This window comes from Streptacidiphilus sp. MAP12-16 (assembly GCF_041262165.1).
GTDB lineage: Bacteria > Actinomycetota > Actinomycetes > Streptomycetales > Streptomycetaceae > Streptacidiphilus.
In genome coordinates this window covers 1-16,391 of sequence record NZ_JBGCBY010000003.1, presented here as the reverse complement: position 1 = coordinate 16,391, position 16,391 = coordinate 1, and the positions used below count along the sequence as shown (strand labels likewise).

The following is a 16,391-nucleotide window of genomic DNA, read 5'->3' as shown; positions in this document are numbered from 1 at the left end:
GTGCGGTTCCGCCGTCCTCTTGGTGAAGCGAGTGCGTTATCCCCAGGAGGAGACAGTCAGTATGGGCGAACCGATCACCTCCCGCCGGACGGTGCTGCGCGCGGGAGCGCTGACCGCCGCTGCCGCAACCGGTCTGGCCGCCTGCTCCCCCAGCGCCCAGCGCTCCGCCGGCGCAGCGGCGGCCACCTCGTGGGAGCCGAACGCTCCGTCCGCGGCACCCCTGTCCGGCGCCGGTACCACCGCTTCTCCGACACCTGCCGACTGGACCGCGCTCGGCAAGGGCCTCGGCGGCCTGCTGGTCCGTCCCGGCGACAGCCGCTACGCCTCCGCGCGCCGCCTGTTCCAGCCGCAGTACGACTCGCTCGCGCCCTGCGCGGTGGCCTATGTCGCCAGTGCCCAGGACGTTGCCACCTGCCTCGCCTTCGCACGCCGGTTCGGGGTGCCGGTGACGGCGCGCAGCGGCGGTCACAGCTACGCGGGCTGGTCCTCGGGCAGCGGTCTGGTCCTCGACGTCGGGAAGCTGAACGGCGTCTCCAGTTCGGGTGGAGCCGGTGGCACCGCGGTCGTCGGGGCCGGTGCGCGGCTGATCGACGTCTACACCGACCTCGCGGCACGCGGGGTGACCGTCCCGGCGGGCTCCTGCCCCACCGTCGGCGTCACCGGCCTGACCCTGGGCGGCGGGGTCGGCGTGACCGGGCGCGCGTACGGGTTGACCTGCGACAGCCTCACCGGCGCCGAGGTCGTCACCGCCGACGGACGGATCCGCGAGGTCAGCGCGCACAGTGACGCTGACCTGTTCTGGGCGCTGCGCGGCGGAGGCGGCGGCAACTTCGGCGTGGTCACCTCGCTCTCCTTCCGGACCCATCCGGCGGCGGACTGCTCCTACGGCTTCCTGTCCTGGCCCTGGTCTCGGGCTGCCGCGGTGATCAGGGCCTGGCAGGCCTGGGCGCCGAGCGCGCCGGACGCCCTGTGGGCCAATCTGCACCTGCTGGTCTGGGCCGACGGCCGGACGCAGCTCGGCAGCACCGTCAACTACCTCGGCCCGCAGAGTGAACTGTCGAACCTGGTCGACCGTCTGTCCGTGGCACCGTCCACGACCTCACTGCACTCGCGCTCCTACCTGCAGACCATGCAGGTCATGGGCGGGGTGCTGGGCTGGTCGCAGGCCGCCTCGCACCTTCCGGGCAGCCTGCCGGGGCAGAACCCGTCGGGGCAGGTGACCCGGGAGTCGTACGGCGCGCGGTCGGACGTCTTCACCCGGCCGCTGAGCGCCACCGGGGCCGCCGCGCTGGTCTCCGCGGTCGAACGCTATTCGCGTACCGGGCCGCAGGGCGGCAGCGCGGCTGTCGCCTTCGACGCGCTGGGCGGTGCGATCAACCGGGTGGGCGCGGCGGACACCGCGTTCGTCCACCGGAACGGCCTGTTCATGGCGCAGTACACGGCGAACTATCCCGTCGGCGTCGTCGGCGGGACGGGAGCGGACCGCTCCTGGGCCTGGCTCGACGGCGTCTGGAACGCGATGCGTCCGTACGCGAGCGGCGAGGCCTACCAGAACTACATCGACCCGAAGCTGACCGGTTGGGAGCAGGCGTACTACGGCGCGAACGCCGCGCGCCTGCGCGCCGTCAAGCGCAGCTACGACCCGGGCGGGCTGTTCCGGTTCCCGCAGAGCGTGCCGCTGGGATAGGGCCTGGCGCCGACCGGTCGACCGCGGCAGGCGGTCAGGCCGCGATCAGGCCGCAGCCGAGGCCGCGTCAGGCCGCGAGGTCGTTGGGGGCGTCGGGGTGATCCGCTGTCGCGGAGGCGACGGCCGGTCCGGTGGCACGCGTCGCGCGGGTCCGGCGCGGCGCCCGGATCAGGGACGCGGCGGCGGTGCGGGTCATCGAGTGGGTCAGCGGGACGAGAACGGCCATGGCGATGGGGGCCATCAGCAGCGTCGTGGCCGTACCGAGGGCGAAGCCGCCGATGACGTCGGTCGGGTAGTGCACGCCCATGAAGACCCGGAGGAAGCCCTCGAAGCCGGCGAGGGCGAGGGCGATGAGTCCGAACTTCCGGTGCACCAGCAGGACGCCGACGGCGACGGCCATCGTGAAGGTCGCGTGGTCGCTGGCGAAGGAGCCGTTTGCCTGGTGGCTCATCAGCAGGTCCAACTGGCCCGGGTGGGCGACGAACGGCCGGTCCCGCTGCACCATGGCGCGAACCGGAACATTCAGCATCAGCGCCATGCCCGCCGCGAGTCCGGCCCACAGCACGCCCGCGACGGTGCCGGCGGCGTCCGACTGGCGCCTCGCCCACAGCCAACTCGCGAGCAGCACCAGGATGGACGCCAGAGGCACGCCGTACTCGCCGAGGAATCCCAGCGCGCTGTCGACCGAAGAGGGGAGATCGCGGGCCAGGCCGTTGACACCGGAGACCAGGGTCCAGTCGATCGACCCGCCACCATCAGCCAGCAGCGTCGCCACGCCAACACCTCCGCATTCGCCCACACCAAAGCCCGGCCGCCGGGGCTCCGGTACGGCAAGGTCAAGTGTGCTCCCCCGGCAAGGGGCACAACGGCGCGAATCACCCAAAGCGTTCCGTGACTCAGGGAAGTTATGGGAACGTGACGCTACGATCACCGGTCCACCACAAGACTGCGGCTTCGCCGTGATCCCGGCGTCATCCGGCGCGGGTACCGCGACCCCCGAATCGACTCTCAGCTGGTGGCGGGCGCAGCGCCGTTGGCGATGCCGCCGCCGGGCTGGAGCGTGGGCAGCGCGGACGCGCCGCCTGCGGTGACCCGGGTCGCGCCGAAGTAGTCGCCCTCTGAGTCGATCGAGTCGTAGCGGATGACCGCTCCCGTGTGCGGGGCGTTGATCATGATGCCGCCGCCGATGTAGATGCCGACATGGTGGATCTGCGCCGGATCGTGCGGGTCGTGCGAGAAGAACACCAGGTCGCCCGGCTGGAGCTGACTGCGGGTCGGATGCGGACCGGCGTACCACTGGTCGGCGGCCACGCGCGGGAGGGTGATGCCGACGCTGGCGTACGCCGCCTGTGCCAGTCCGGAGCAGTCGAAGCGGTAGCCCTGCGAGGCCAGCCCCTCGCCACCCCACAGGTAGGGAGTGCCGAGCTTGCTCTGTGCGTAGTAGATGGCACCGGCCGCCTGGGCGGAGAAGGTGATGGTCGTGGCGCCGGTGAAGGACTGCGCGAGCTTGGTGATCGAGCTGACGTAGTTGCGGGTCTCCGAGAAGGAGGGGACGCCGCCCGCGCTTATGACCGCGTACGGGCCGGCGTTGTAGGCGGCCAGCATGTTCGCGGTGTGGTTGCCGGGGACGCTCTTGGTGTCCTTCGCGAGCTGGCAGTCGTAGGAGGCGGCCGACGGAATCGCGTCGGCCGGGTTCCAGACATCGGGTGTGTGGGTGTGGGTGGGGTCCATGCCGTAGATGGCCCAGGTGGCCGGCATGAACTGGGCCATGCCCTGCGCGCCGACAGGACTGACGGCGGCGGGGTTGAAGCCGCTCTCCTGGTACATCTGCGCTGCCAGCAGAGGAGGCGTCAGTTCCGGGCACAGCGTGCCCCACTTCTGGATGAGCGAGGTGTACGCCGAGGGCACCGTACCCGGGGCGAGCTGGACGGAGCCCTGGGCCTGGGCCTGCGCCAGCGAGCCGGAGGCGGAGTAGGTGCCGATGACCAGGAACAGGAGCACGCCGACGGCGGCCATCCCGCCGCCGCCGAGCAGGGCCCACGCCCGACGGAGCGTCATGAGGCCTGGCCGGTGGGCATGTCGGCGTGGGGGTGGTAGGGGGAGTGCGCGGAGTGCGGAGGGTGGAAGGCAGAATGTTTCGTGCGCATATGCCACCTACCCGTGCCTCGGGTGCCTGGAGATGCCTCCCCAGAGTCTGGACCAGGGCGTTGCTCTGCGCAATCACTAGTGATACACACGGTAAGCGATAGGCTCATCCGAGCGACTACAGGTCCCATAAGGCCCAATGCTGGCACCTGTGGCAGACAACTCAACGACGATCCTGGGGAAAGTGGCCAAGTCGACTTCGGATCTGGCCAACAATGGGCCCAAGCCCTACACCACGGCCGGGCGTAGGACTTTGAATGATGATCAGGCAGGTGGTTACTTTGTATCTCAGCGCGGGCAAGGGTGACATCACCACCATCATCGGAGGAATCGCCCCAAACTGGGGCCCCTTCGCGAGTCTGGGCAACGAAGCCAAGACGATGGTGGAAGTCGTCATGGCCGTCGCCATCCTGGGCTGCCTCGCCATCGCCATCTGGGGCGCGGCGAAGCAGCGGATCGGCGCGACGGCGCTACGCGACACCTTCAGTGCGGAACAGGGGAAAGGACTGATCGTCGCCGGTTTGACCGGCGTGTTCATCATCGGATCTCTAGGGACGTTGTTCACCATTGTGTATGGGATGGCGATCTGATCATTCGTCCGGTCGCAGCCCCATCCGAACAACGAGTACCGGATCGGCAACGCCCTCCCCACGGGCAGCCGTCCGGGTGACACCCTGATCCACGCACGCCCTTGTTCTGCCTGTCCTGTCAGCTGTCCGCCCTGTCCTCCCTGCCCACCCTCCGTCCCAAGGGGGCTGCTGTGTCCGTGCCCGACGACCAGCCGCACACGCGTACCCGGTATCCGGCAGGCGAGCAGCCGCCGGAGGCCACCGGGCGCAGGCCGCTGCGCACGCTCGCGGCGGTGCTGGGGGCGGTCCTGGTACTGGTGATCGCGGTCGCGATCCTCAACCGCACCAGCGGGAGCCCCACGCCGACCGCGGGCACCGGCGGCGGCGGTGCGGTAGCGGGAACATCCGGCGACGGCGGTGGGGCGACGGCACCGACGGGGACGCAGCCGGTGACCACCACTCAGAACGGCATCGCCACCGGCTTCCCCCGCACGCGCGAGGGCGCGCAGTCGGCCGCAGTGAACTATGCGGTGGCGCTGGGCTCCAGCGACATGTACGCAGCAGCGAGCCGGCACACGATCGTCACAACGGTGGCGGACCCGTCAGCGACGGCCAGGCTCCTTGGACGCTTCGACCCCTCCTACACCGCTCTCGCGAACAAACTGGGACTCAAGGACGGCCAGGGGCAGAACGGGTTGACCTTCGTCTCACGAACGATTCCAGTGGGCACCAAGACGGACGCGTTCAGCAGCGATCAGTCGACGATAGAGGTCTGGAGCAACTCCATCGGCGGTCTCGCGGGCCAGGGCTCGACGAGCCCCGTCAGCGAGTACTGGTCCACGCTCACGCTCACACTGCACTGGGTGAGTGGCGATTGGAAGGTCTCCGACTTCGCCCAGATTGACGGTCCCACCCCGGTCAGCGGGAGCCAGTCGGCCTCCAGCGCCGATGCGATCTCCAATGCCGTCAAGTCGTTCGGGGGGTTCCGCTATGCCCGCTAGTCTCCGTCGGGTCGCCGTGCTCAGTTCAGCTCTGACAACGGTTCAGCTCGGCTTTCTCTCCCTGGCGAGCGTCGCTTCCGCAGCGCCCAGTCCAAGTCCCAGCACCAACTGCAACGGCCTGTTCGGTCTCGGAAAGACCCTCTGCGAACAGGGCAACACCGGCAGCGTCACCAACCCGGCCACCACCGCGCTGGACCCCCTGCAGTCCCTCGCGAACGGCTGCGCCACCGCCGCAGCCTGGGTGGTGCGCAAGCTGTCCGACGGGATCAACTCGACGACCAACGTCGACTTCACCAACCCCTCGTTCCTCAAGCAGTACGCCGTGGTCTTCGCCGCCTCCACCTTCCTGACCCTGATCCTCTGGCTCCTCGCCGTCGCCAAGCGCGCGGTCCGTGGCGCGCCGATCCACCAGGCCATCGGCGAGGCAATCGGGTTCCTCTGGCTGACCGTCATCGCGTCCGCGTTCACCCCCCTGGTCCTCTTCACCGTCGTCAGCGCCACCGACGGCATCACCTCAGCCATCGCCGCAGGTACGAAGACCGACACCACCAACTACCTCGGGACCTTCGCCAACACCCTGACCAGCGGCAACCTCGGCGGCGGCCCCATCATCCAGGTCCTGGTCTCGCTCGTGGCGATCCTCGCCGCAGCCGTCCTCTGGCTGGAAATGCTGATCCGGGCAGCGATGCTCTACGTGGGCGCCCTGCTCGGCACGGCCGTGTACGCGGGGCTGGTCGACAAGCAGTTGTGGAAGCACGTGCGCCGCTGGGCGGGGCTGATGGTGGCCGTGGACCTGATCAAACCGGTCATCGTCATCATCCTCGGGCTCGCCGGCGCCATCGCGTCGAACGCGGGCGCGAACGACGCCTTCTCGACCGTCCTCGCCGGGCTGGCGATCCTCGCTCTCTCCATCTTCGCGAGCACCGCGATCTACCGCTTCGTTCCGGGCTTCGGCGACGACATGGCGGCCATGCGGCACGCCCGCGCCTCCGCGGTGAGCGCCGGCTCCGCCGTGGTGAACGGTCCGGCGAACTTCATGAAGCAGGGCATCAACACCCACGCCGGGCGTGAGTCCGAGCAGGGCGGCGGCGCCCAGGGCCGTGGCGGCGCGGGCGGCGGCAGCGTCGCGCCCGGCATCGCCGCACACGCCTCCCGTGGCGGGGCCGCAGGCCCGCCCCCGCAGTCCACCGGCGGGTCCGGGGGTTCCAAGGCTCCCGTCGGCACCAGCAGCATCACGTCGCTCGGCAAGGGGGCCCGAACGTGACCACCCAACCCGTCGGTGGGTACCGACGCACCTATCTGATCGGCAAGGCCAAACCGAACGCCGTGGTCGGCAAGAACCGCGAGAGCGGCGAGGTCTTCCTGATCATCTTCGGGGCGTTCCTGGGGATGATGTGGGGCATCCTCGTGCCCGTCCTGCCCCTGCGGTTGCTCGGACTCCTCGCCTTCCCGCTGATCGCCTTCGCGATCGTCTACCTGCCCTACCGCAAGCGGACCATCTACAAGTGGGCCGAGATCAACCGCACCTACCGCCGCACGGTTCGCTCGTCCTCGGCGACCTGGAAGTCGAGCGTGATGGAGGCCGGAACGCGGTTGGACGGGCGTGAGGTCGAGATCGGGCCGCCGCCCGGCATCGGGCGGATCCGCTGGCTGGCCGCGCCGTTCGGCCCCGACGAGGTGTCGGTCCTGCTCCACCTCACCCGACGCACCGTCACCGCCGCCATCGAGATCGAGGGCCCCGGCGTGGGCCTGCGCGACTCGGAGGACCAGGAGACCCTGGTCGAGCGCTTCGGGACGCTGCTCAAGCACGTCGCCAACGGCGACGGCTTCGTCACCCGGCTGCAGATGCTGGCCCGTACGCTGCCCGCCGACCCGGACGCCCACGCCAAGGACGTCGCCCGGCGCGGTGACCCGGACTCCCCCGAGTGGCTCAAGGAGTCCTACGACCAGCTCCAGTCCATGGTGTCCACCTCCTCCGAGCAGCACCGCGCCTACCTGGTCGCCTGCATGCCGTACACCCGCGAACTGGCCGCCGAGGCCCACGCCATAGGGCGTACGGCGCAGCAGCGGGCGCGGGGCGACGAGGGGCTGGCGGCGGTCATGGCGCGCGAGCTGACGGACATCTGCGCGCGGCTCGCCGAGGCCGACATCCGGGTCCGGCAGCCGCTCGGGCAGGCCCGCCTGGCCTCGCTGCTGCACTCCATGTACGACCCGGACCACCAGATCGACCACATCCAGGCGATGTCCAAGCGCAACGCCTGGCCGGCCGAGCTGGACGCCACGCATGCCAACTACCTCCAGGCGAAGACCCGCGAGTCGGAGACCCGGGAGCCGTGGTGCCACGCGACGGCGTGGGTCAAGGAGTGGCCGCTGACGCCGGTGGGCGTGAACTTCCTCGCCCCGCTGCTCGTGCACACCCCGGATGTGATCCGCACCGTCGCGGTGACGATGGACCTGGAACCGACGGACGTCGCCATCGAGCGGATGCTGACGGAGAAGACCAACGACGACGCCGAGGCGAGCCGCCAGGCGAAGATGAACCGCACCGTGGACCCGCGCGACTCGGCCCACAGCGGGCGGGTCGACCAGCGCGGCGCTGACCTGGCCTCAGGCGCGGCGGGCGTGAACCTCGTCGGCTACATCACCGTGAGCTCCCGCACGCCGGAGGCGCTCGCCAGGGACAAGCGGACAATCCGCGCCTCCGCCGGCAAGAGCTACCTCAAGCTGGAGTGGTGCGACCGCGAGCACCATCGGGCGTTCGTCAACACGCTTCCGTTCGCCACCGGCATCCGCCGCTAACCACCCGTCCCCAGGAGGCATCGCATGGCAGCACCCGTGGGCGGACTGTCCGACGCCTTCACCAGCTTTCTCTTCGGCAAGACGGAGACGACGCGCCTGCCTGTCCGTACCTCCACCGGCCAGGCGCAGGCGGTGTACCTGCCGACGGCCGCGCCGGGCCTCGGCGACTCCGGCGTGATCATCGGCCGGGAGGTCTACAGCGGCAAGGGCTACGTCTACGACCCCTTCCAGCTGTACGGGCAGCAGCTGCCGGCCCCGCACTGGCTGGTGCTCGGCGAGTCGGGCAACGGCAAGTCGGCGCTGGAGAAGACTTACGTGCTGAGGCAGTTGCGGTTCCGCGACCGGCAGGTCGTGGTGCTGGACGCGCAGGGTGAGGACGGCGTCGGCGAGTGGAACCTCATCGCGCGGGCGCTTGGGATAACGCCGGTCCGGCTCGACCCGCAGGCGGCGCTGAACGGCGGGGTGAAGCTCAACCCGCTCGACCCGGCGATCACCACGACCGGCCAGCTGGCGCTGCTGCGCACGATCATCGAGGTCGCGATGGGCCGCGGCCTGGACGAGCGCGCGGGCTTCGCGCTCAAGGCCGCGCACGCGCACGTCATCGCCAAGAGAACGGAGCGCCAGCCCGTCCTCGCGGACATCATCGACACGCTGCGCTCCCCCAACACCGACTCGATCGACCCGCTCGGGGTGTCTCTGACCGACATCCAGACCTGGGGCCTGGACGTCGCCCTGGTCCTCGACCGGCTGGTGGACGGCGACCTGCGCGGGATGTTCGACGGACCGACGACCACCGACATCGACCTCGACGCACCGCTGATCGTCTTCGACCTGTCGCACATCGACCGCAACTCCATCGCCATGCCGATCCTGATGGCCATCGTCGGCGTGTGGCTGGAGCACACCTGGATCAGGCCGGACCGCAAGAAGCGGATCTTCCTGGTCGAGGAGGCCTGGCACATCATCAACTCCCCCTTTGTCGCACAGCTGTTCCAGCGGCTGCTGAAGTTCGGGCGCCGACTGGGACTGTCGTTCATCGCCGTCGTCCACCACCTCTCGGACGTGGTGGACGGGGCGGCGGCGCGCGAGGCGTCGGCGATCCTCAAGATGGCCTCCACCCGCACCATCTACATGCAGAAGGCGGACGAGGCCCGGGCCACCGGCCGGGTGCTGGGGCTGCCGCGCTGGGCGGTGGAGATCATCCCGACGCTGTCACCGGGCATCGCGGTCTGGGACGTCAACGGCAACGTCCAGGTCGTCAAGCACCTCATCACCGAGCACGAACGCCCGCTCGTCTACACCGACCGCGCGATGACGGAGGACGCCATCATCGAACGCACCCGCGCCTCGAAGCAGCTCGCGGACGACCCGGCGGCGTGAGCCCGATGTCCCTGCCGCGCTCGACGCCACCGAACCTGCCGCCACAGTCGGGCCGGGCCGGCCAGCAGCCGCCCCCGTCGCGGGGGATCCCCGACGGGGCCATCGTCGGCCTGCTGGGGACGCTGCTCGGGGCGACGACGCTGGTGTGGCTGTCCACCGCGCTGGGCGGGCTGGTGACGCACGGTCATCTGCCGCATCCGCTGCCCTTCGCCGGGACACCGACGGCGATCCGCACCCTCGCGACGGCACCGAACGGTCTGACTGCCGCCTGGCCGGGGACGCCGGCCGCGGAGCTGCCGTCGCCGCTGGCGTTCTGGACGACCTTCTTCGTCCTGCTGTCGCTGCTCATCGCGCTGGCGCTGACCGTACTCACCGCGTGGGTGCGGATCCGCACAGCTCGCGGCGCTGCGGAGCGGGCGCGGGCGGGCGGCGACGAGCGTCACCGCGAGCACTTCCGTACAGCCGAACCCGATCCGTTCCCCGCGCCGCGGACGGCGCCACGTACTCCGGCAGCACCCGTCTTCTTCGAGCCGCTGGACGACGATCCCAGTACCGTCCCTGTCGCTCCTGCGGGCACCGGCATCAACACCCCGACCGACGCCGACACCGGACCGCCCGTCGTCGTCGTCGCACCGCCGACCGCCGCGCAGCGCACCGTCGCACGGTTCGCATTCCCGGCTGGGATGACCTCCCTGCTCGTACCGGATCCCGCTGCCACAACAGCCAAGCGGCGCCTGCTCCAGCGGGTCATAGCCGCGGCGACCGGTCCGGTCCTGGTCGTCACCGACGACCTCGCCCTGTGGGAGGACCGTCCCGCGCATCGCGATGCCCGCCTGTTCGACCCGCTGCGCCTCGTGGACGAGGTCACCGACCCTGAGACGCGCGTCCGATGGGCCCCGCACGACCGCTGCGAGGACCCGGCCACCGCCACCGCGCGCGCCCGCGCTCTGCTCGCGCCCACCGCGCGCAGCGGCACGTCCCAGGCCGAGAAGGGCATCCAGGGGACCGCGCAGACACTCCTCCGCTGCTGGCTCCACGCCGCCGCGCTGGACCAACGCCCGTTCCGCCACGTCCACCGCTGGGCCTCGGGCACAGCCCGCCACGAGGCCGTCGCCATTCTCCGTACCGCCGACCCGCACACGGCCGCCGACGGCTGGGGCGGAGAGCTGCAGGCACTCCTCACCCAACCCACGGAGCTGCGCGAGTCCGCGCTGGACCGCATCCTCAGCGCACTCGACGCACTGTCAGAACTCCAAGTCCAGCAGGCATGCACGCCATCCACAGGAACTGACACCCTCGATGTGGAGTCAGTCATCCGCAATCGGGGAACGCTGTACCTACTGGGCCGCGCCACCGAGACCCGGGTCAGTCGCCCCGATCCCGAAGGCCCCACCGCCAGCGGTTCGGACGGCTCCGGCGCGCCCGCCCGCCGCAGCGCGATGCCCCTGCTCACCGCGCTCGTGGAAGACGTGGTCGAGCGCGGCCGGCGCATGGCCGTACGGTCATCCTCCGGTCGGCTCGACCCACCACTTCTCTGTGTGCTGGACAACGTCGCCGCCGTCGCACCCTTCCCCGGACTGCCCGAACTGGTAGCGCGCGGCGGACCGCTGGGGCTGGGCGGTGTCGCAGTGTTCCGCTCACCCGAACAGGCCCGGCTTCGCTGGGACGAACGCGCCGTCCACAGCCTGTGGACGGACGCGGACGCCCGCGCCCTGCTCGGACCTCTCACCGACCAGGACATTCAGTCGCTTCTCGGCGCACTTCATACCAGCGCGACCGAGATCGCGGCCGCGGCCTCCCCAGGCCCCCTCACCAGCGACGACCTTCTCCTGCTCACCGCCCGCCGGCCCGCGCAACGCTTCCGCATCGGGAACGCCGAAGCCGCGAACCCTCCCGTACCCTCGGGTAGCCGCCCGGCGCAGCAGCCGTAGCGGTGGTGGTCGTCGAGGCAGGTACAGGCGTGAACGAAGGGGAAGCTGAACGATGAGCGGCACCACAGGCTGGGGCGTGCCCGGTCCCGGCACGCCCGGCATACCCGGCGGACCCGCCTGGGGCTACGTGCCCCGCCCTCCCAAACCGGGCGTCATCCCGCTGCAGCCACTGGGATTCGGCGACATCATCAGCGGGGTCTTCGGCACCCTCAAGCGCTACGCCAAGCCCGTCTTCGTTCCACTGCTCCTCACCACCCTCGGCAGCCTGCTCCTGTTCGGCATCCTCGCCGCCGTGTCCTACGGACCGCTGCACAGCATCTACGACGACCTGAGCAGGGCCGACCGGATCGACCGCACGCCCAGCAACGCCCAGGCAGCAACCCTGTTCACGTTCGGCATCGTCGCCGTGCTGCTCTTCCTGATCTGCTCCCTGGCCTGCTATCTCGTGGCCTCGACCACCTGCACGGTCGTACTCCGTCACGCCGTGCTGGGGCGGCGCGTGACCGTGCGCCAGGTGTGGAGCGAGGCACGTCCCCACCTCTGGCGGGTCGCCGCGGACAGCGTCCTGCTCTTCGCGGGTTCGTTCGTTCTCCTGTGCGCTTCGATGGTGCCGTCCATGGTGCTCGGCTCCGGCCCCGGCGCCGCCGCACTGAGCCTGCTCGTCCTACCCGCCTTCGGTTTCGCGATCTACTGCGCCGTGCGGCTGGTGCTCGTCGTCCCCGTGGTCGTGCTGGAGAACCAGCGACCCATGGAGGCGCTGCGCCGTGCCTGGACCCTCAACGAAGGCGCGTGGTGGCGCAGTTTGGGCATTCCCTACGTCATCAACCTGATCGGGTCGTTCGCAGGGCAGATCATCCTGGTCCCGTTCATCTTCGTGGCGATGATCCCCGTTATCACCACGATCTCCGCCAGCCCGGACGGCACCACCCCGGGGCCGGGCGGCCTGATCGGCGCCGCCGTAGTCTTCTACGGCGTGGTCCTGATCGGCGCGGCCCTGGTCTCCGTGCTCGTCCTGCCGCTGATCCCGCTTACCAACGGCCTTCTCTACATGGACCGCCGCATCCGCCGCGAAAGTCTCGACCTCGCGCTCGCCGCGCAGGCCGACCGGGACCGGCAGACCCCGCAGGCGCCCACCTGGGCACCGCCGACGCCCCAGCCGTCTTCCCCGGAACCCTCGCTGTCCCCCGTGGACCTGCAGAAGCCTCCTCCGCCACCCACCGACTCGCCCGCGTGAACCGAAGGCGTTCGTCCTAGGACCGGTTCGGCGGCTGACGTTGGAGATGAAGTGCTCCAGCTTGGATGCCCGGGCTAGGGCGTGCCGCTCCGCGCCTCCGTCCGACTTGTCGCTGCTGGGGATCGTGCGGCATCTAGTGCTCTGACCGCATACGTTCACCGGCTTTGGTTTCTGTGGCTCGGTTGGGCCTGAGTACCCTCGGCTCGTGGAAGATCGCGAGCAGTATGTGAGGTATCAGCACGATCGGATCGTGCTGGCGGCGATCGGGGTTCATCTCGATCCCCAGATCAGTCGGATCAGTGTGCGGTTGCCTCGGTCCGTGGCTGAGTCGGCGGTCGCTGCCTGGGATCGCGAGGAACTGGGTGGGATCGGCGAGGAGAGCCGCGAAGAGTACGAACTGCGTGACGATGCTGCCGAGCTGGCCTTGATCGGCCTGGCGATCACCTCGCGCGGCGTGTGGGAGGGCGAGGAGGCCGTCGTTGAGCTGGATGTTGTCCAGATCGCGGCGGCGTTGCAGGCTGCGCGGTAGGTCAGGCTGCGGCAGCGAAAGGTCGTGCGCCCCAGCGCAGCCCCTTCTCACTGCGGATGCGGGCACGCTCGCGGCGTTGGGCCGCGAGGACGTCGGGGTGGCGGGCGTTGGCGTTGCGCCAGCGCAGGTACCCGTGTAGAGCCCGGGTCTGCACGGTGTGGTTGGGGTAATTGGAGTTGGCGATGGTGAACTGCCTCAGCGGTCCGAAGTGGGCCTCGATCGGGTTGGCCCACGACGCGTAGGTCGGGGTGAAGCAGAGCTCGACCCGGTTCTTCTTGGCCCAGCGGCGGATCTTCTCGCCCTTGTGGGCGGACAGGTTGTCCAGGATCACGTAGATGGGTGCGCCGTCGGGGCGGGCGGCGCGGACCGACTTCAGTGCGGCCAGGGTGTTCGCGGCGCCCTTCCTGCGGCGGTTGACGCCCCAGAGAGTGTCGTCGCCAACCGAGTAGCAGCCGTGGAAGTACCGGACGCCGTGGGTGCGGTGGTAGGTGGCCGGATGCCGCTCGGGGTTTCCCTGCGCGGTCCAGCCAGAGCCGCCGGTGGGCCGGATCCCGAGCGGGCCGAACTCGTCGAAGGCGAAAACCCGGTCCGGAAAGCGGTCCAGGACCTCCTCGATCCGGTCCAGCTTCGCCTCCCGGTCGGGGTCCGGGGACTCCTTCCACGTCTTGGTGCGCTGGAAGGTGACGCCGCGTCGGGCGAGTAGGCAGCGTAAGGCCTCGCGGCCGATGCGGATGACCCGCCCGTGCACCTTCCGCAGGTAGGCGGCGAGCTTGCGCAGCGACCAGCGGGTGAAGGGCTGGCCGAGCTTGGTCGGTCGGGTGGTGGCCGTCGCGACGACGAACTCCTCGTCGTCAGGACTGAGCAGGCGGGGACGGCCTCCCGCCCACTGAGACACCTCACGGTCTCAATGGGTCAAGCGGCCTGGGGAAGTTCTGTGGGATAGGCAACTTGTTCGTCGAACAGTTCGCCCTTTTGGAGGCAGTGGTAGAGCTGACCGAGCATTCGGTTGAAGAGATTTCTCTGGGCAGAGGCGTGCCAGTCGCCGTTCTCGTCGCGGCGTCGGTGGTAGTGGGCGTTGGCACCCGCTGAAGCGGTGATGGCGGAGAAGGCCCACAGGTAGCCGGCGTGGTTGAGTCGGTCGTTCTTCACCCGGCGCCGGGTGATGCTCGACTTCTTGCCCGACGCGCGGGTGATCGGCGATGCGCGGGCGTATGCCTTCAAGCCCCGCGCGTCGGCGAAGCGTTGGTGGTCGTCCCCGATCTCAGCCAGGATCCGGGCGCCGAGCTGGATGCCGAGCCCGGGAAAGCTCAGGATCACCTCGGCGTCCGGGTGCTGAGGGAAGGATTCCTCCACCGCTTCGGCGAGCTCGTCAGCCGCGGTGCAGGCGGCCTCCAACTGCCGCAGCTGGGCGAGCATCTGCTTACCCAGGGCGTCCTCGACCAGCTGCGGCTGGTGGGCGTAGTCGCCGCGCAGGACCTCACGGATCCGCTCGGCCGCGGTGTCGATATTCCGCTGGCGGCCGGCCCGGCGCAGAGCGGCAGCGATCTGGGTGCGGGTGAGCTTGGCGGCGCGGGCCGGGGTGGGGGCGGTCCTGAGCAGTTCGCGAGCCTCGGGACGGCACAGGCCGTTTTGCCAGGGCGCGAAGGCGTCCAGAGCGGCTGGGTAGTACTCGCGTAGCAGGGATCGCAGCTGGTTGGCCATCTGCTGGCGGTTCCAGGTGGCGTCCTGCTGGGCGCGGGCCAGCACGGCGACCGCCCGGCCGAGGTCGCTGTCGTGTGGGAGCGGGCGGTGGGCGTGCATGTCGGTGCGCAGGATGTTGGCCAGGACCAGGGCGTCGCCGGGGTCGGACTTCTTGCGCGAGACGGCGTGGCGGTCGCGGTAGCGGGCTGCGGCCAGCGGGTTGATCGCGAAGATCTGGCGCTTGCCGGTCCGCAACACGGCGACAAGCAGGCCGCGGGAGGTCTCGATCGCGACCGGGATCGGGTTCTCCTGGCTGTCGCCGTACTCGGCCAGCAGGTCAAGGAGTAATCGGTAGCCGGCCGCGTCGTCGGTGATGTGGCGCTTGGCCAGCAGCTGTCCGGTGTCGTCGACCAGGGCGACGTCGTGCGTCTTCTCCGCCCAGTCGATGCCGCAGTAGATCATGTCAGTCTTCCTCCAGACTGGTGTGTGCGCTGGTCACGAGCGCATGCGGGGCCACGCAGCGACCTAATTCCAGGACTCAGCCCATGGGCCGGTCCGCCACCTCACTAGCCGTTCGTGGCACCAGCGCACCGTACGGGCCTCGGTCTGTGCGGGAGCTCGGGGGCTGAACCGGTGGATCACATCACGGACTGTGTCCTCGTCCGCCTGCACCAGCTGGGCGATCACCGGGACACGGTTCCCGCCGGCCGAGGCCAGCAGCATCATCGCGCGCCGGTACCGCACCGAACTGGTGCTACCCCGGCGCACGATCTGCTGCAGCTTCTGCCCTTCCTGGTCAGTCAGTCTGCGCACACGGACAGGCTCAGCCACCGCGCCTCCAGCGGTCGGATCGGACGTCACCGCACATCCAACCGCCACGACCACCAACCCGGCCAACCATCCCGGTCAAAGCACTAGCCGGGGTGGAGCAGTACTGGTTCCGGCGCGGATGATGCCCACCCACGGCCGCATCGGCCAGTAGCGGGGCAGGCAGGCCACACGTACGGGCCAGGTCACAGCCACTCGGTGATCGTCGATCGTCGCGACAATCGCTTGCAACGGCCGGGAGGTATCTGGGTGGGGAACGCAGTTAAGCCCCCTGACCGGTGGTCAGGGGGCTTACTGTCAATGGTTGTTCGGCGGCGTCCTACTCTCCCACAGGGTCCCCCCTGCAGTACCATCGGCGCTGTGAGGCTTAGCTTCCGGGTTCGGGATGTTACCGGGCGTTTCCCTCACGCTATGACCACCGAAACACTATGAAGATGTCAACCACACGGCCGCCCCCGGCGAAGCGGGGACGGGGGGTCGTTTCTTCAGAACAACACAGTGGACGCGTAGCAGCTATGGTCAAGCCCTCGGCCTATTAGTACCGGTCAGCTCCACCCCTTACAGGGCTTCCACATCCGGCCTATCAACCCAGTCGTCTACTGGGAGCC

The 16,391-nt window shown here is 69.7% G+C and carries 12 protein-coding genes, 2 rRNA genes and 2 pseudogenes; 9 read left to right on the top strand and 7 right to left on the bottom strand.

The window, feature by feature from the left end; all coding sequences use genetic code 11:
* Nucleotides 1–61 precede the first annotated feature (61 nt).
* Entirely contained in the window at nt 62–1,687 is a 1,626-nt protein-coding gene (locus ABIA33_RS03910) for an FAD-binding oxidoreductase (RefSeq protein WP_370076950.1), read from the top strand.
* A gap of 67 nt (nt 1,688–1,754) precedes the next feature.
* Here the strand turns inward: ABIA33_RS03910 and ABIA33_RS03905 are convergent, their stop codons facing one another.
* Together ABIA33_RS03905 and ABIA33_RS03900 are read right to left on the bottom strand one after the other, a co-directional pair.
* On the bottom strand, nt 1,755–2,462 hold the full coding sequence (locus ABIA33_RS03905) for a phosphatase PAP2 family protein (protein ID WP_370076948.1): 708 nt from the start codon (nt 2,460–2,462) through the stop codon (nt 1,755–1,757).
* Nucleotides 2,463–2,695: 233 nt separating this feature from the next.
* Complete coding sequence (locus tag ABIA33_RS03900; protein ID WP_370076946.1) at nt 2,696–3,745, bottom strand: NlpC/P60 family protein; 1,050 nt, start codon at nt 3,743–3,745, stop codon at nt 2,696–2,698.
* 368 nt (nt 3,746–4,113) lie between these two features.
* Here ABIA33_RS03900 and ABIA33_RS03895 point away from each other — a divergent pair, with 368 nt between their 5' ends.
* From ABIA33_RS03895 to ABIA33_RS03860, 8 genes are all read left to right on the top strand, one after another.
* Nucleotides 4,114–4,422 carry a hypothetical protein gene (locus ABIA33_RS03895; protein WP_370077742.1) on the top strand — a complete coding sequence of 103 codons (309 nt, stop codon included), beginning with the start codon at nt 4,114–4,116 and terminating at the stop codon, nt 4,420–4,422.
* Between the two features lie 170 nt (nt 4,423–4,592).
* A complete protein-coding gene (locus tag ABIA33_RS03890; RefSeq protein WP_370076944.1) occupies nt 4,593–5,402 on the top strand; it encodes a hypothetical protein in 810 nt (269 codons plus the stop codon).
* Nucleotides 5,392–6,666, top strand: a complete 1,275-nt coding sequence (locus ABIA33_RS03885) for a hypothetical protein (protein ID WP_370076942.1) — start codon at nt 5,392–5,394, stop codon at nt 6,664–6,666. Before ABIA33_RS03890 ends, ABIA33_RS03885 begins: the two co-directional genes overlap by 11 nt.
* A complete protein-coding gene (locus tag ABIA33_RS03880) occupies nt 6,663–8,201 on the top strand; it encodes an SCO6880 family protein (RefSeq protein ID WP_370076940.1) in 1,539 nt (512 codons plus the stop codon). The genes ABIA33_RS03885 and ABIA33_RS03880 overlap by 4 nt, the downstream gene beginning before the upstream one ends.
* Before the next feature lie 24 nt (nt 8,202–8,225).
* Nucleotides 8,226–9,581 (top strand): ATP-binding protein, encoded by a 1,356-nt coding sequence (locus tag ABIA33_RS03875; protein ID WP_370076938.1) that lies wholly within the window; start codon nt 8,226–8,228, stop codon nt 9,579–9,581.
* A complete protein-coding gene (locus ABIA33_RS03870) occupies nt 9,578–11,512 on the top strand; it encodes a type VI secretion protein (RefSeq protein ID WP_370076936.1) in 1,935 nt (644 codons plus the stop codon). Before ABIA33_RS03875 ends, ABIA33_RS03870 begins: the two co-directional genes overlap by 4 nt.
* 52 nt (nt 11,513–11,564) lie before the next feature.
* Nucleotides 11,565–12,746 carry a hypothetical protein gene (locus tag ABIA33_RS03865; RefSeq protein ID WP_370076934.1) on the top strand — a complete coding sequence of 394 codons (1,182 nt, stop codon included), beginning with the start codon at nt 11,565–11,567 and terminating at the stop codon, nt 12,744–12,746.
* 205 nt (nt 12,747–12,951) lie between these two features.
* Nucleotides 12,952–13,275: a hypothetical protein gene (locus ABIA33_RS03860; RefSeq protein ID WP_370076932.1), complete on the top strand. Its 324-nt coding sequence runs from the start codon at nt 12,952–12,954 to the stop codon at nt 13,273–13,275.
* A 1-nt stretch (nt 13,276) separates the two neighbouring features.
* Here ABIA33_RS03860 and ABIA33_RS03855 read toward each other — a convergent pair.
* The 5 genes and pseudogenes from ABIA33_RS03855 to ABIA33_RS03835 all read right to left on the bottom strand — a co-directional run.
* Nucleotides 13,277–14,164, bottom strand: a pseudogene (locus ABIA33_RS03855) (IS630 family transposase); the annotation flags it as partial.
* A 23-nt stretch (nt 14,165–14,187) separates the two neighbouring features.
* The gene (locus tag ABIA33_RS03850) at nt 14,188–15,417 is read right to left on the bottom strand and encodes an IS110 family transposase (protein WP_370076930.1); all 1,230 of its coding nucleotides are present in this window, start codon (nt 15,415–15,417) and stop codon (nt 14,188–14,190) included.
* Between the two features lie 162 nt (nt 15,418–15,579).
* Nucleotides 15,580–15,786: pseudogene (locus tag ABIA33_RS03845) on the bottom strand (helix-turn-helix domain-containing protein); the annotation flags it as partial.
* 303 nt (nt 15,787–16,089) lie between these two features.
* Nucleotides 16,090–16,206, bottom strand: a 5S ribosomal RNA gene (rrf, locus tag ABIA33_RS03840).
* A 92-nt stretch (nt 16,207–16,298) separates the two neighbouring features.
* Nucleotides 16,299–16,391 (bottom strand): 23S ribosomal RNA (locus tag ABIA33_RS03835); the annotation flags it as partial.